This window comes from Acinetobacter sp. LipI_23, from assembly GCF_058243045.1.
The window spans coordinates 2,869,839-2,885,725 of the sequence record NZ_JBZAYJ010000001.1 but is presented as its reverse complement, the minus strand read 5'-3'; the positions used below and the strand labels follow the sequence as shown (position 1 = coordinate 2,885,725).

The following is a 15,887-nucleotide window of genomic DNA, read 5'->3' as shown; positions in this document are numbered from 1 at the left end:
GCGAAAATAATATCTATGGAATGGATGGTCTTGCCGTGAATTAAAGAAACCCTGCACATGGCAGGGTTTCTTTAATTAAAATCTAAAGATTATTTAGTTTCTTCAGCTTTTGGTTTTTCACGTAAGCGAATACCCAAATCACGTAGTTGATTTGATTCAACTGGAGCAGGTGCTTGCGTTAATGGACATTCAGCAGTTTTGGTTTTCGGGAATGCAATCACGTCACGAATAGACGCGCCACCCGTCATGAGCATGACTAAACGGTCTAGACCGAATGCTAAACCACCATGCGGAGGAGCACCGTAACGTAATGCGTTGAGTAAGAAGCTGAATTTCTCTTCTGCTTCTTCTTCACCAATACCTAAAGCTTCAAAAATTGCTTTTTGCATTTCTAGGTTATGAATACGCAGTGAACCACCACCAATTTCGGTACCGTTTAACACCATGTCATAAGCCACAGAAAGCGCAGCACCTGGGTTATTTTTCACATCTTCAACGCTTGATTTAGGCAGTGTGAATGGGTGGTGAACAGAAGTCCATTTGCCATCATCTGTTTCTTCAAACATTGGGAAGTCTACCACCCAAAGCGGTGCCCACTCACAAGTCGACATTTTCAAGTCATGGCCGACTTTAATACGTAAAGCACCCATGGCATCGTTCACAACTTTAGCTTTGTCTGCACCGAAGAACACGATATCGCCATTTTCTGCACCAACACGTTTCAATAGATCAAGCACGATTGGCTCGATGAATTTCACGATTGGAGATTGTAAGCCTTCGATACCTTTTTCAAGCTCGTTTACTTTGATGTACGCTAAACCTTTTGCACCGTAGATGCCGACAAATTTCGTGTATTCATCAATTTGGCTACGTGGTAGTGAACCTGCACCCGGAACACGTAATGCAACGATACGGCCTTTAGGATCTTTCGCTGGACCTGCGAATACTTTGAATTCAACTTCTTGCATCAGGTCTGCGACGTCAACCAATTTCAAAGGAATACGTAAGTCTGGTTTGTCCGATGCATAGTCACGCATAGCATCTGTATAGGTCATGCGCGGGAATTTATCGAATTGAACATCAAGAAGTTCTTTGAACATCTTAACCGTCAACGTTTCCATTAAATCCATGATGTCATCGTCACTCATGAACGATGTTTCAACGTCGATTTGGGTGAATTCAGGTTGACGGTCTGCACGTAAGTCTTCATCACGGAAACATTTTGCGATTTGGTAGTAACGATCAATACCACCCACCATCAACAATTGTTTGAACAGCTGTGGTGATTGTGGAAGTGCATAGAAGCTACCATTTGAAACACGGCTTGGCACTAAGTAGTCACGTGCACCTTCAGGCGTTGCACGGGTTAAAATCGGAGTTTCAACGTCCAAGAAACCATTGTCTTCGAAATAGTTACGAATGAGGTTGGTTAGTTTAGAACGGAAACGTAAACGATCTAACATTTCAGGACGACGGATGTCCAAGAAACGGTATTTCAAACGAATTTCTTCAGAAATATTGGTGTTGTCATCATTCAATGGGAACGGCGGAGTTTCTGATGCAGCAAGAACTTCGATTTCTTTACCTAAAACTTCGATTTGACCGCTCACCATATTGGCATTTTCTGTGCCTGCATAGCGACGACGTACACGACCTGTAATTTTTAATACGAATTCTGAACGTACTTTGTCTGCAGTTGTAAATGCTTCAGGAGTGTCTGGGTCAATAACTACTTGCACAAGACCATCACGGTCACGCATATCAAGGAAGATGACACCACCGTGGTCACGGCGACGGTGTACCCAACCGCAGAGGGTTACTGTTTCATCAATTTGAGCTTCGGTTAAAGAACCGCAGTAATGAGTTCGCATCATGGCGTTAAAAATCCAACTATATGGCTAAAGGTAGCGAATACGTAAACAGCGTACCGCCAGAAATAAAGGTAGGATTATGCCTCTTTGGGCATTGACTCTCAAGGTATAGCTTAAAAAAGGCATGAAATAGCATTTAAGCGTTGGTCTAAATTCAGCCTAAACGATAGTCTCGATCTAAAAATAAAAACAGAATGCAGCCAAAGATTAGAATTAGCAAAGCGACTTGGCTAAACTCATTAATACTTCGCCCCGTAAAATAATACAGGTCTGACTGCCAAACATGCGTGGGAATATAACGTGCATAGTCCCAGACACTGACTAAACCGCCCAAAAGGCTGAGTATAAACAGTCCAATCGCATAGCGTTTGATTTTTAAACTCACTGGAAAATGTTGCTGATAGGTTTGGTAATAGCACCAACCCATCCATGCTAACAAGGGCAGAGCCAGTGCCGATGTGCCAATTTGTAAAATGCGATGTAGCGGATAATAGTGCCCTAACAAAGAGATCTTCTGGCTTAAAAACTCATGTCCGAACAAAGTTCGGTGATCAACATGGGTGAGTCCGTCCCATAACAGATGCGTAGCCGTGCCGAGCAATATTGCGAGAATAACGGCCACAGAAAATTTAAAAAAACGCAGCATACTGCTCAGCCTTAACTCATGCTGAATACCTAAAAAACGATAAAAACAGGGCCGCAATAGCGCGTACCACAAAACACAAAAACTGAGTCCAATCCAAAGATCGGGGTGAATCAGTGAAGTCCAGTAGTGGGTAGTATTTGAATTGGCTTGTGTAAACAGTCGATAAAGATCGGGGGTCATACTGCCAATGGCAATGGCAGCAATCGGTAAACGGTCACCACTGAGTTTGGCTAAAGGGGGCGCGAGAACGGCATGTGAAATGGTAAAGGGCATTGATCTGTTGGCGTTGGCATCGACTTAGATGGATAGGGAAGTTTATCTTTTTTCTGCGATTGGAATGTTTTTTATTGCAATGAGTTTGAAATGTTATACTATAACAATATTCAAAAATTGTACGCTTGAGTGAGTTCCATGGCTTTCCATAAAAATTTGATAACGCTCTCTATTTTGGCGGTGGTCGCACCTGCCGTTTTTGCAGATGACACAACAACACAACAACTTGAAACGTTGACCAGCCAAGCACATCCACTCGTTCAGACCGCTGCTGATTTTGCGGTGGCTGATCAGGTTGTCGAGCAAAAAAGCTTAAAAGAACGTGCACCGACCATTGGGGATGCTTTGGCCGATGAGCTAGGCGTATATTCAAATCAATATGGTTCAGGTTCAAGTCGACCCGTGATTCGTGGTCAAGATGGCCCACGCGTGAAAGTCTTACAACATGCTTCAGAAACTGCTGATGTCTCGACTTTATCGCCAGACCATGCCGTGACGGTCGATCCGATTTTGGCCAAGCAAATTGAAATCATCCGTGGCCCTTCAACCCTGTTATACAGTGCAGGCACCGTGGGCGGTTTGGTCAATGTCACCGATCAAAAAATTCCAACCAGCATGCCTGAAAAAGGTCTAGAAGGTACGGCGGGATTACGCTACAACTCTGGCAGTGATGAAAAGTTGGCCAGTGCTGGGGCGACGGTTGCTTTGGGCAGTCAGTTTGCTCTACGGGTTGAAGGTTCAAAGCGTGAAGCGAATGACTATATTGCGCCGAACTATTTCCACGAGCATGAGGGTGAACTCGAAAAAGAACGTCGTGTTGGAAATACCTTTGCCAAAGGCGAAACTGTCAGCGTTGGTGGCTCATGGATTGGTGAGCGTGGTTTTGCGGGTATTGCCTATACCAACCGTCAAGATCAATACGGTTTACCTGGGCACAGCCATGAATATGAGAGCTGTCATCCACATGATGATCATTTGCACTGTGACGGGAGCGATAATCATGGACATACGGATGAACATGATCACTCAGGACACGACCATGCACATGACGAACATGAGACAGGGCCTTGGGTAGACTTAAAGTCGGAGCGTTATGACTTCCGTACAGAAATTTTAAATCCGATTGCAGGGTTTGAGAAGTTACGTGCCCATGCCAGTTATACCGACTACCAACATGATGAAATTGAAGGCGATAGTGTTGCAACCACCTTTAAAAGTAAAGGGTATGATGCGCGTCTAGAAATGGTGCATCAGCCGATTGCGGATTGGGAAGGTGTGGTTGGCGTACAGTACAATCAACAAAAATTAGATATCACGGGTGAAGAGTCGATTTTAGAACCGACCAAGACGCAAAAGTGGAGCGTATTTGGTTTAGAACATAAGCAGTGGAATGACTTCCATTTTGAGTTAGGGGCACGTGTCGATCAGCAGACGATTGATATTGAATCTGATCGAAAAGACTATGATGATTATGCCGTGTCCTATTCGGGTGCTGTGAATTGGATGTTTGCACCGAACTATAAGCTGTCTTTGGTAGGGTCACATCAAGAGCGGTTACCTTTGGCACAAGAGCTTTATGCCAATGGTAAGCATCTTGCAACCAATACCTATGAGCGTGGCAATGAAAATCTCGATGTCGAAAAGTCAAATAACCTAGAGTTAGGTTTCCATTACGATACGGATAAAATTGATTATCATGTTCATGTTTACCACAACTGGTATGACAACTACATTTATGCTCAAACCGCAGACCGATACGAAAACTTCCGTCTAGTGGACTACACCCAAGACAAAGCACGTTTTTATGGGACTGAAGCGGAAGCGTCTTATACCATCAATGATGTGTATAAAATGAGTGTCTTTGGTGATTATGTCCGTGGCAAAATTGACAATGAAAATGCTCCGCGGGTGCCTGCTGGCCGTTTAGGAACAAAAGTGAATGCGAACTTTAGTGACACGTGGTCGGGAACGGCAGAGTACTACCATGTGTTTGAGCAAGATCGAATTGCAAGCTATGAGACCGAAACCGAGGGTTATAACATGGTGAATTTGGGCTTGGCGTATAATGGTCAGTATATGCAGGGCAATGATTATCGCGTGTATTTCAAAGCCAATAACCTCCTAGATGAGACGGTTTATTCGCATACTTCTTTCTTATCAACCATTCCACAAGTGGGGCGTAACTTCACGGTCGGACTCGACTTTAGTTTCTAAGGTGTTATTTCAAGTTTCAACCCAACCTTTTCCGTAGGGAGGAGGTGCTCCCTCTCCTTAAAGGTGAGGGTTAGGGAGAGGTTGCCAAAACATTGACAACAGAAATCCTCTTGAAAAATCAAACAATAAAACCTAGTCTGAGTATATTGGATTAGGTTTTTTGTTATGCGTATCTTTCGAAAATTACATCAAAAGCTCAACTGGACATCGACCCGTTATGTCGGTGTCGTGGTGGGTTTATTGGCTCTGACTTATTTAACCTCCGCAGTTTACCATAGCGTTAAACCACTGCCTGATGGGCTGGACTATACGGGCAAGTTACGTCATGCCGATGTCAAATTTATTGCAGATCAAACCTATATCGATGTACAAGGCAAGCAGCAACAAGATCATCATATTTTCAACACAGTGTTTCAACTGATTGAAGATGCACAAACCACGATTGTGTTGGATATGTTCTTGTTTAACGATGAAGTGGGAACATCTCAAGCATCACAACGGGCGTTGACTCGTCAGCTGACCGATGCGTTGATTGTCAAGCGAAGCTTACATCCGAATATTGAAATCAAAGTCATCACTGACCCGATTAACTCGGTGTATGGCGGGCTATTACCTGAGCATTACCGTAAATTGCGTCAGGCAGGTGTGGATGTGATTGAAACCGATTTACGTCCGCTACGTGCTTCTAACCCTATTTGGTCAGGTTTTTGGTATATCTGTTGTCAAAATGCAGGCAATAATCCCGACGGTGGTTGGTTAAAAAACCCGTTTGGGGATGAAAAAATCACCCTACGTAGCTATCTCAACTTATTTAACTTTAAAGCCAATCACCGCAAAACTTTGGTGGTCGATACCGCCGAAGGTTGGAAAACCTTGGTCACATCGGCGAATCCACATGATGGTAGTTCGCGACATTCCAATGTGGCGCTATTGGTGACAGGTAATACCGCAATTGATGTCTTGAAAACAGAGCAAACTGTGGCACATATGTCCCAGGGCGATGTACCGATGGTGATTCTAGGCGAAATTGCAGGCAATCCATCTCAACCGCAGGTACAGGTGTTGACTGAGGAAGCAATCCTAGATGCAACCCTCAACTTGTTGAATACCGCAAAAGCCAATGATCAGATTGATTTGGCGATGTTCTATTTGTCTGAGCGTCAAATTATCAATGCTTTAAAAGATGCACAGAAGCGCGGCGTTAAACTTCGGATTTTACTCGACCCAAATAAAGATGCATTTGGTCGTCAAAAGAATGGAATTCCTAATCGTCAAGTTGCGTCTGAGCTTAACGATGCTGGTATTACAGTGCGGTGGTGTAATACTCAAGGAGAGCAGTGTCATAGCAAAATGATTTTAAAACGCCATGCACAAGAAGCAGAGCTCATTTTAGGTTCAGCGAATTTTACCGCACGGAATTTGAAGAATTATAACTTAGAGACCAATTTACGTGTGATAGGCCAGTCTAATGTAGCGGTGTTTACAGATGCACAGCAATATTTTGATGGGGCATGGTCGAACTTAAATGGTCGTCAAATGAGTGTGGGCTATGAGCAATATAAAGATGAGTCAAAACTCAAATATGGGCTATACCGCTTTATGGAGTGGAGTGGTTTATCGACGTTTTAGAGATTTTTTTCCTTGTTAGAAAAGGCGTAGCACAGCTAGGTAAGAGAAAAACTAAAATAAAAAAAGCGCATATTGCGCTTTTTTTATTTGGACTTACTGTTCAGGATTTGGCGGGATGATTTGATCCAAATCTTTATCGGTCATGTTATCAAGTTCATGTAGATCGGTTTTGATTTTCCATTTTTCGGCATCTTCCACTGGGCTTGGTAGACGTGCTTCTAACCAGTCACAAATGACATCGGGTGGAAAGTCAGGATGGTTACACTGAATGACCCATGCCAAGAATTGTTTGGCTTCACCATTCATATACGGCGGCGGTGATACAGGTAAAAACTGCGTCGGTAGGCGCTCATTTTTCGAAATATAGTTCAGTACATGTCCCAGCTCTTGTACCGTTTGCCATGCCAAAGGATGATCTACATCAATTTGAAACTTAAACCACCATGCACTTTTTCCATCTGTGCCATAAGCATCAATCAGATTTTTTTGAATACTGGGCACTTTTGCAAAATATTCATAGAGTCGATCAAAACTTAATTCAGCCACGATTGTTCATCCAATACATTTATAAACAAAGATTAAGTATAAACTGAAAACTCATGCATTTTTTGCTTTTCAAAGAAATCCAGCTTCAAACCTTATAGTGGCGATAACGGGCAGTGATCTAAAATTGATGGTTTATACATTTTTTATCCATAAAATGGGTTTAAAATAATAATATTCACCTCAGTGGAGGAAGATGATGAAATATTTAAAAATAATCTATGGAATAAGTTTACTCAGCTTATTTCCTGCACTGAGTTTTGCTCAACCAGCGACGCGTTTTTATGGAAAACCGCTGACTTCGCAAACCCAGCGTTTCCCAACTTATGCTGGGCCGTATCAAGGAGCAATGCCCAGACCTACATCACCGCCTCAAATTGAGCCCCCTCATCACAGACCACCTCCGCACCATCCACCACATGGCGGATATCCGATGCGACCCGGTGTGAGTATTATCTACCGAGCACCCAGCTATTCAACCTATAGTCAGGAAACCAATAGCTATGTGTATGGGGATGGCGACTCCAGTATTGAAAGCCGTGATTATGTGTTGATTACCGATTGGCGACGTTTGGGATTGCCAGACCCACCTGAAGGCATGCACTGGATCTATGAAAATGGACGCTACGCTTTAGAACCAGATTCAAAATAAATGAATCTTTGATCGATATAGAAAACCCTCCGTTGTTTAGATGGAGGGTTTTTTAGTGGTCAATAAAGAATTAAGCGAGTTCATCATCTTGTGGGCGTGGTGTTTTCCCTTCAGCTAAAGGCTTGTCGGCATGTTTATCCCGAATTACTGAAGGATAATTCCACGATGCATAACGCACCACCAAAATTGCAATCGCCATAATTAAAATTGAACCCGTAATAATCACCAAATCCATATCAGCTTTGTGGTCATGCTGGATATCGGAAATTAAAAGTCGGGTGAGGGCAGTGATGGCGATATAAATTAAAAAGCGGACAGGCATGTGGTTGGTTTTAAAATAGATACCAACCATTGCACCCAGTTCTAAGTAGATGAATAACAGTAAAATATCATCAATTGAGGCATATTGTTTAATGGTCAGGATCTCATAAACGGTATGACCTGCCGACCAAATCACCATACAGCCAATAATAAATAAAGCCACATAGTGAAAGCTTTCTACTGCGGTATTGCCCAGTTTATCGAGGAGGGTTTCTATTTTCTCTACTTTAGGGTCACGGTTGGTCATGGCTGCCTCCTGATATGTTGATGGTGGTTTATTGCATCATAAGCAAATTTCATGCACATGACGTATAAAAGCAAAAATAAAGCTGAGCCATAAAAAAACGCCTGACGAAGCAGGCGTTTTTTTGTTCAGTCTTTGAGCGATTAAGCTTGGCTGGTGAAGTAGTCTTCAGAGAAGTTCATGATGACTTCTGCACCTGCTTTTACTTTTGCAATACGTAAGTCGATTTCAGGCAAAATACGTTGAGCAAAATAAGCTGCAAGCGCCAGTTTGTTTTGATAGAAGTCACCATCTTTGGCTTTTGCAGCATTGGCAATTCTTGCAAACATATAGGCAAAGCTGAGTAGGCCGACTGCATGTAAGTAATCTACTGCTGCTGCATTCGGGAACTCTGCACTTTCAGCAGCACGTTCAAGAACATACTTGGTCACTTCTTCCACTTCTGTTGCCGCATCGAGTGTTGCATCTTTAATGAAGTTTAGATCCGCATCTAAGCTGTTAGCAAAATCACGGATTTCAGTAATGTAGTCTGCAATGAATGCACCACCACATTTAATGGTTTTGCGACCGATTAAATCTTGAGACTGAACGCCGTTGGTGCCTTCATAGATTTGTGCAATACGTAAGTCACGTACACATTGCTCCATGCCCCATTCACGAATATAACCATGACCACCGAAGACCATTTGTGCATCTAAAGTTGCTTGGAATGCTGTGTCGGTTAAATACGCTTTTGCAATAGGAGTTAACAGTGCAACGCGGTCATTGGCTGCTTTCACAGCTTCAGGGTCGGTTGAGAACTTGGTGATATCCAGTTGCTGACCCACGTAAACTGCAAATGCGCGAGATGCTTCATTATTGGCACGTGCATTAAGCAACATACGACGCACATCACCATGAACTAAAATGCTGTCTGCAGGTTTAGCAGGTGATTGAACACCAGAAGCGCTACGACCTTGTAGACGGTCTGTTGCGTACTGTGCAGCATTTTGGTAAGCAAATTCAGATGCGCCTAAACCTTGAATACCCATCGACAAACGTTCGTAGTTCATCATCACGAACATAGCCGCAAGGCCTTCATTTTCTTTACCCACCAAGTAACCTTTGGCACCGTCAAAGTTCATTACACAAGTCGCAGACGCTTTGATCCCCATTTTGTGTTCAATTGAACCTGGACCTGCCGCATTACGCTCACCTACAGAACCATCTGCATTCACGAGGAATTTAGGCACGATGAAGAGTGAAATACCACGTGAACCCGCAGGTGCATCAGGAGTTTTTGCTAGAACCAAGTGAATGATGTTTTCAGCTAAGTCGTGGTCACCGCCTGTAATAAAGATTTTGGTCCCTGTAATGTTATAGGTACCGTCTTCGTTACGTTCAGCTTTAGTTTTGATAATGCCTAAATCTGTACCTGCATGTGGCTCAGTTAAACACATGGTCCCAGACCATTCACCTGAGTAAATTTTAGGTAAATAGGTTTCTTTTTGTTCTTGCGATGCATAGCTGTTTAACGCCATGCCTGCACCTACAGAAAGAAGCGGGTAGAGCATGAATGATGGGTTAGTTGCAAACAGCATTTCATCTGCAAGAACCGTCAGCATTTTTGGCATGCCTTGACCGCCCCATTCTTCATCAGCCGCTAAGCCAATCCATCCGCCTTCAGCATATTGCTTAAACGCTTCTTTAAAACCAGCAGGTGTAGTCACTGCTCCATTGCTAAATGTTGCGCCTTCTTCATCACCTGTACGGTTTATAGGTAGGGTGACGTTCTGCGCAAATTTAGCCATTTCCTCGAGGATCGCTTCAGCCGTCGCACTGTCTACATGAGCTAGATTTTCATTAGACTGCCAGAACTGATCTGCATTGAAAACGTCATTGAGGATAAATTTCATATCCGCAAGTGGGGCATTATAAATTGGCATGTTCGTTCACCTGTTTATTGTTTGAATCTCTGTAGACTTAGGACAACTTAATTAACAACGGAGAGTGTTGTCAGATGACCCAAGCGAAATAACGCTCTATTTATAAAGAAAAAGGACCGCCAAAGCTATGACTGTCCTTTTTCATTTCTGTACTCAAGAGTACAACTATTTCGAATATCGAATTAGTTATTAACTACTTAGAATGCAAAGTGCTCTGCATCTAATGCAAGTAACGGTTCTACGCCACCAGCAATCACGTCAACGTGTGAGCGAACACGTGGAAGAATCTTCTTGAAGTAGAAACGAGCTGTCGTTACTTTCGCATTATAGAAGTCAACGTCAGTTGTACCTGCAGCCAATGTTTCTTGTGCTACAAGTGCCATACGTGCCCATAAGTAAGCAAGCGTTACATAACCAGAGAAGTATAGGTAATCGACCGCAGCAGCACCGACTTCATCTGGATTTTGCATTGCTTTCATACCAATTTGCATGGTTAAGTCGCCCCACTCTTTATTTAGAGCAGCAAGGGGTTCAACAAACTCTTTCATTGCAGCATTATCTTTGTTTGCTTCAACAAATTTGTGAATAATCTTAGTGAAGTCTTTCAACATTGCACCTTGAGTACCCAAAACTTTACGACCTAACAAGTCAAGCGCTTGAATTTCAGTTGTCCCTTCGTATAGACACGCAATACGTGTATCACGAACGATTTGTTCCATGCCATGCTCTGAAATAAAGCCGTGACCACCAAACACTTGAACGCCGTGTTTTGCAGATTCAGAACCTGTTTCAGTCAAGAATGCTTTTGCAATTGGGGTAAGGAGTGACAAGATGTTGTCAGAAGATTTACGCTCTTCTTCAGTTGCACCTTGTTCAACCACGTCCGCATGTAGAGACAATAAGTAAACCAGAGCACGACCACCTTCAGCAAATGCTTTTTGAGTTAACAGCATGTTACGAACAGCAGGGTGAACAATAATTGGATCGGCTTCTTTTTCTGGTGCTTTAGGACCTGTTAAAGAACGCATTGCTAAACGGTCTTTCGCATAGGTTAATGCACCTTGGAATGCACCTTCAGATGCAGCAAGACCTTGAACAGCAGTACCAATACGTGCGGTGTTCATGAAAGTGAACATGCAGTTTAAGCCACGGTTTTCAGGCCCAATCAGGAAACCTTTTGCATTGTCAAAGTTGATTACGCAAGTTGAGTTCCCGTGGATCCCCATTTTGTGTTCGATAGAACCACAACGCACCGCGTTACGCTCACCCACAGTACCGTCTGCGTTTAAGTTAAACTTCGGTACGATGAATAAAGAAATACCTTTGGTACCTTTAGGTGCGCCAGGAAGACGAGCAAGTACAATGTGAACAATGTTCTCAGCCATGTCATGTTCACCCGCTGAGATAAAGATTTTCTCACCAGTGATTGCATAGCTACCGTCTGCTTGTGGCTCAGCTTTAGTACGGATAATACCCAAGTCAGAACCAGCGTGTGATTCTGTTAAGCACATCGTACCTGTCCAAACACCTGAAACAAGGTTTGGTAAGTAAGCATCTTTTTGTTCAGCTGAACCGTGATGTTCTAAAGTACGAACTGCACCATGAGAAAGACCTGGGTACATACCCCATGCCCAGTTCGCAGTACCCACCATTTCTGAAATCACGTTACCCAAAGAAACAGGTAATGCTTGACCGCCATATTGTTCTTCAGCAGAAAGAGACGGGAAGCCAAGTTCGATATATTTTTGATACGCTTCTTTAAAGCCAGTTGGAGTTGTAACAACGCCATCATTCCAAGTACAACCTTCGCGGTCGCCGCTTTGGTTGATTGGAGACAATTCGTTTTCACAGAAATCTGCAGCAGCTTCTAAATATTGGTCAACCAATTCACGGCTTACGGTTTCCTGAAATGCAGGCAATTTAGAATAGTGTTCTTCTGCATTCAATAGCTCATGCAGTACGAATTGCATATCACGTAAGGGCGCTTTGTATTGTGGCATATCGGTTTCCTCAATACTGGTTTAACCAGCTTATAATCCTAATAAACATAAAAACGTGTCTTCTTTGACACGGATTGGAATAACTTAATCGTGCAACATCTTCTAATTTGGTACAAGCGGTTCGGGTGCTTTTCTTGGTGACTGTAAAGTCAAATAAATATTATTCAAAATCGCTAAGTGCACTGAGTGTAAACAGTTTTGCTGCTTTTGGCATGACATAAATAGTCAAAAAGCGTAAAAAGTTATGTCCAATAAAAAAGGCGCAATTTGCGCCTTTTTGATCTAATTATACTTTTTAGAGTGGTTTAAGCAGCCTTATTCGGTGCTGAAACAGGAGCTTTAGGTTGGAAGTGAACCATACATTTGCCATCTACTGTTTGTGTGCCAACTTTTAACTGCACGGCTTTACCATCGGTTTGACCTTGGCAGGCTTTGGTCGCAGCTTGTTGGCGCGCTTGACGTTCAGCTAAACGTTGATCGTATTGCTGGGTTAACTCAGCACGTTTCGCATCGGTTAGTGGTTCGCCGCGTTGCATATGCATACCACGGAATTCACCACGATCGGCTTGATCGCCACGCATTGGGCGATGTTCACCACGTTTCATTTCATCACGGTTCGGTTTAAATGAAATCGCACATGTACCTTCTAGTGTTTGCTCACCTGCTTTGACTTGGACTGCTGAACCCACCGCTTTGCCATCGCAGGCTTTTTTAATGTCTTGCATGACTTGTTTACGTTCAGTACGCATTTTTTCAAATTGTTCGCGTTGTTCAGGTGTCATGTGACGGTCTTTTTGATAATGACCATGCATATGTTGCGACTGCTCCATATCTTTCGGTGCTTGGGTGGATTGACAGGCAGTCAACGCACCTACAGATAAAACGCTGGCAGTGGCTAAAGCAATTTTTGTCATCTTATTCATTCTACAACTCCCCCATACAAGAGCATGTGATTTTGGATGATTAAAGATTAAATAATAAAGATGTAGAAACAATGGAGAGTTTTTTGATGCAGTGTTCTATACAATAACAAGGCAAAAGAATGACCGAGAGACTGCTTTTGAAGATTCGCCGCGTACCGATTGCTTTACGCTTATTCCTCACTGTATTGCTGACCACTTTGGTGATTACCACGGTGAGTTTAGGTGTGCTGCATTGGACGATGCAAAAGAATTTTGCCAAATATGTGGCGGACGTGGAAATGCAAAAGCTCGATCATCTGATTGATAACTTGGCTGGCGTTTATAGTACCTATCATGACTGGGGCAATGCCATTCAAGCGCAAATTTTGCAGATTGAAGGACATGCCGCGCCAGATGATTATGACCGTCTCTCTCGTTGGTGGTTGCGCCGCCAGTACGATATTGCTCTGCAACAGCGTTATTTTAAAGAAAATACCAAAACCTTACTCAGTGATGTCTCTACCACTGAAGTCAAACATGAAAAACAGATTTTAACCGAACAAGAATTGCAAGCTTTGGAGGAAAACTTACCTTCGGAGTTTCAACCCTTCGAAGGTTTAAAGTTTCCACTCAGCGCCAATCAAAATGTGTTCCGCCCAGATCGTAAAAAAGAAGAGATTGAACAAGAGAGCAAACAAAACACAGGCAAAAAACAGTTTATTTCCACGCCTGACCGTTTGGGTCTGAGCTCGCGTTTGTCTTTATACGATACGCAGCGTCAGTTTGTGGTCGGTGAACCCTCGGATGATCAAGTTTCTTTCCGTCCTATTGTGGTGAATAACCAAGTGGTGGGGTATTTGGGGCTGAAACCAGTCCTTGATCAAGATGATGCATTGAGTATCAACTTCTTTAGTAACCAAAAACGTTATTTATTGCTGGTCTATGGTTTAACCGTTTTTGCTAGTTTAATTGCTGCGTTGTTGCTTGCGACTTATTTTAAGACACCGATTCAACGCTTGTTGAATGGTACGCGTGAATTAACAAAGGGTAATTTTCAGCATCAAGTTAAAGTGAATCGAAACGATGAGCTGGGTGATTTATCCAATGAACTGAACCAACTGGCTGTGATTTTAGATCAGCATGAAATTTCGCGTCGTCAGTGGGTGTCAGATACTTCGCACGAGTTGAAAACACCGCTGGCAGTGTTACAAGCGCAGATCGAAGCGATGCAAGACGGAATTCGAAAACCAACGCCTGAGCATTTTGAATCGATGTTACGCCAAGTCACCAGCTTGAAAAAACTCACACATGACTTGGCTGATTTGGCACAAGCGGAAGCACAGCAATTAAACTGTTACTTTGCAACCGTGAACCCGTGGGCGGTGATTGAGCAAGAAGTGGAAAACTTTAAGCCTAAATTTGAACAGGCCCATTTAAGCATTAGTGTCGAAGGTGAGGGCGCTGAGTTACAACTTGATATTGACCGCTTTAAGCAAATCATGGTCAATTTGTTGGGCAATAGCATTCGTTATACCGAAGCGGGTGGTCAGGTTCGAGTCCATACGGAACAGTCCGCAACAGATTGGACGGTCTATGTCGATGACAGTCCTTATGGTTTAAGTGATGAGCAACTAGCAAGACTCGGTGAGCGTTTCTACCGAGTCGATGACTCGCGTACGCGTAGCACAGGTGGTACAGGTTTAGGTTTGGCTTTATCGGCTAAACTGGCACAGGCTTTAGGAGGTGAATTGAGTTTTGATCATTCGCCTTTGGGTGGTTTACGTTGCAAGTTAACGTTCCCAAAAAAATGAAACACAAAAGGAAGTATGTATGAAACATATTATGCTGGTTGAAGATGAAGTAGAACTTGCACAATTGGTCCGCGATTATCTTGAAGCAGCGGGCTTTGAAGTCAGTATGTTTCACGATGGTCAGGACGCATTTGATAGCTTTACGCAGCGTAAACCGAGTCTGATGATTTTAGATTTGATGGTGCCGCGTATGGATGGCTTGACCATTTGCCGTAAAGTCCGTGAACAGTCGGATTTGCCGATTATTATGGTTACCGCACGCACCGAAGAAATTGACCGTGTGCTTGGCTTGAACATGGGAGCAGACGACTATGTGTGTAAACCATTTAGCCCGAAAGAATTAGTGGCGCGTGTCCAAGCCGTGTTACGCCGTTTAGAGCGTAAAGCTGAGCCTGAAGATCAGTCTTTGTTCCGCATGGATAAAGCGCAACAACGCATTTGGTATCAACAAAAGCCTTTAAACTTAACACCGACTGAGTTTCGTTTACTGGAGTTGTTTTTAGAGCATGTGGGGCAAGTCTATTCACGTGCGCAGTTACTAGATCATATCAACCCTGACAGTTTTGAAGTGGCTGACCGTGTGATTGATAGCCATATTAAGAACTTACGTCGTAAGATCTCTGATGCGGCTGAAACAGGTAACCGTCATGAATGGGTTCAGGCGGTATATGGTGTAGGTTACCGGTTTGAATATCCTGAAGATTAATTCATTTTTTAATTAAAAGTAGAAGCGGATAAGCCTTGGGTTATCCGCTTTTTTTATGGGATGGACTCAAGGCAGCAATCAAAATCTACAGTCCGTTTAAACCTTCAACTGGTGAAATGAAACTGAGCAATCGGCAATTTTGAAGAGCAA

12 protein-coding genes are annotated in these 15,887 nt (G+C 43.2%); 5 read left to right on the top strand and 7 right to left on the bottom strand.

Features of this window, described 5'->3' with window-relative positions; translation table 11 throughout:
• Positions 1 to 89 precede the first annotated feature (89 nt).
• Together aspS and AC4CVD_RS14170 are read right to left on the bottom strand one after the other, a co-directional pair.
• Positions 90 to 1,874 (bottom strand): aspartate--tRNA ligase, encoded by a 1,785-nt coding sequence (aspS, locus tag AC4CVD_RS14175; protein WP_490747402.1) that lies wholly within the window; start codon positions 1,872 to 1,874, stop codon positions 90 to 92.
• Positions 1,875 to 2,025: 151 nt separating this feature from the next.
• Positions 2,026 to 2,790, bottom strand: a complete 765-nt coding sequence (locus tag AC4CVD_RS14170) for a DUF4184 family protein (RefSeq protein WP_348924106.1) — start codon at positions 2,788 to 2,790, stop codon at positions 2,026 to 2,028.
• 138 nt (positions 2,791 to 2,928) lie between these two features.
• On the opposite strand from AC4CVD_RS14170, the gene znuD reads away from it, so the two are divergent.
• Together znuD and AC4CVD_RS14160 are read left to right on the top strand one after the other, a co-directional pair.
• Positions 2,929 to 5,004 carry a zinc piracy TonB-dependent receptor ZnuD gene (gene znuD / locus AC4CVD_RS14165; protein ID WP_490753345.1) on the top strand — a complete coding sequence of 692 codons (2,076 nt, stop codon included), beginning with the start codon at positions 2,929 to 2,931 and terminating at the stop codon, positions 5,002 to 5,004.
• A gap of 165 nt (positions 5,005 to 5,169) precedes the next feature.
• Positions 5,170 to 6,633 carry a phospholipase D family protein gene (locus AC4CVD_RS14160; protein ID WP_490753344.1) on the top strand — a complete coding sequence of 488 codons (1,464 nt, stop codon included), beginning with the start codon at positions 5,170 to 5,172 and terminating at the stop codon, positions 6,631 to 6,633.
• A gap of 93 nt (positions 6,634 to 6,726) precedes the next feature.
• On the opposite strand, the gene AC4CVD_RS14155 is transcribed toward AC4CVD_RS14160, so the two are convergent.
• Positions 6,727 to 7,179 (bottom strand): hypothetical protein, encoded by a 453-nt coding sequence (locus AC4CVD_RS14155; RefSeq protein ID WP_058870278.1) that lies wholly within the window; start codon positions 7,177 to 7,179, stop codon positions 6,727 to 6,729.
• 193 nt (positions 7,180 to 7,372) lie between these two features.
• Here AC4CVD_RS14155 and AC4CVD_RS14150 point away from each other — a divergent pair, with 193 nt between their 5' ends.
• Positions 7,373 to 7,828 (top strand): RcnB family protein, encoded by a 456-nt coding sequence (locus AC4CVD_RS14150; RefSeq protein ID WP_490753343.1) that lies wholly within the window; start codon positions 7,373 to 7,375, stop codon positions 7,826 to 7,828.
• A gap of 70 nt (positions 7,829 to 7,898) precedes the next feature.
• Here the strand turns inward: AC4CVD_RS14150 and AC4CVD_RS14145 are convergent, their stop codons facing one another.
• The 4 genes from AC4CVD_RS14145 to AC4CVD_RS14130 form a co-directional block, all read right to left on the bottom strand.
• On the bottom strand, positions 7,899 to 8,396 hold the full coding sequence (locus AC4CVD_RS14145; RefSeq protein WP_490753342.1) for a phosphate-starvation-inducible protein PsiE: 498 nt from the start codon (positions 8,394 to 8,396) through the stop codon (positions 7,899 to 7,901).
• Between the two features lie 140 nt (positions 8,397 to 8,536).
• On the bottom strand, positions 8,537 to 10,318 hold the full coding sequence (locus AC4CVD_RS14140; RefSeq protein WP_114837710.1) for an acyl-CoA dehydrogenase C-terminal domain-containing protein: 1,782 nt from the start codon (positions 10,316 to 10,318) through the stop codon (positions 8,537 to 8,539).
• Between the two features lie 197 nt (positions 10,319 to 10,515).
• Positions 10,516 to 12,318: an acyl-CoA dehydrogenase C-terminal domain-containing protein gene (locus AC4CVD_RS14135; protein ID WP_004983590.1), complete on the bottom strand. Its 1,803-nt coding sequence runs from the start codon at positions 12,316 to 12,318 to the stop codon at positions 10,516 to 10,518.
• Between the two features lie 305 nt (positions 12,319 to 12,623).
• Positions 12,624 to 13,241: a hypothetical protein gene (locus AC4CVD_RS14130; RefSeq protein ID WP_490753341.1), complete on the bottom strand. Its 618-nt coding sequence runs from the start codon at positions 13,239 to 13,241 to the stop codon at positions 12,624 to 12,626.
• Positions 13,242 to 13,378: 137 nt separating this feature from the next.
• On the opposite strand from AC4CVD_RS14130, the gene baeS reads away from it, so the two are divergent.
• Positions 13,379 to 15,031 (top strand): sensor histidine kinase efflux regulator BaeS, encoded by a 1,653-nt coding sequence (gene baeS, locus AC4CVD_RS14125; protein WP_078425720.1) that lies wholly within the window; start codon positions 13,379 to 13,381, stop codon positions 15,029 to 15,031.
• 19 nt (positions 15,032 to 15,050) lie between these two features.
• Positions 15,051 to 15,737: a response regulator gene (locus AC4CVD_RS14120; protein ID WP_004983596.1), complete on the top strand. Its 687-nt coding sequence runs from the start codon at positions 15,051 to 15,053 to the stop codon at positions 15,735 to 15,737.
• Positions 15,738 to 15,887: the final 150 nt, after the last annotated feature.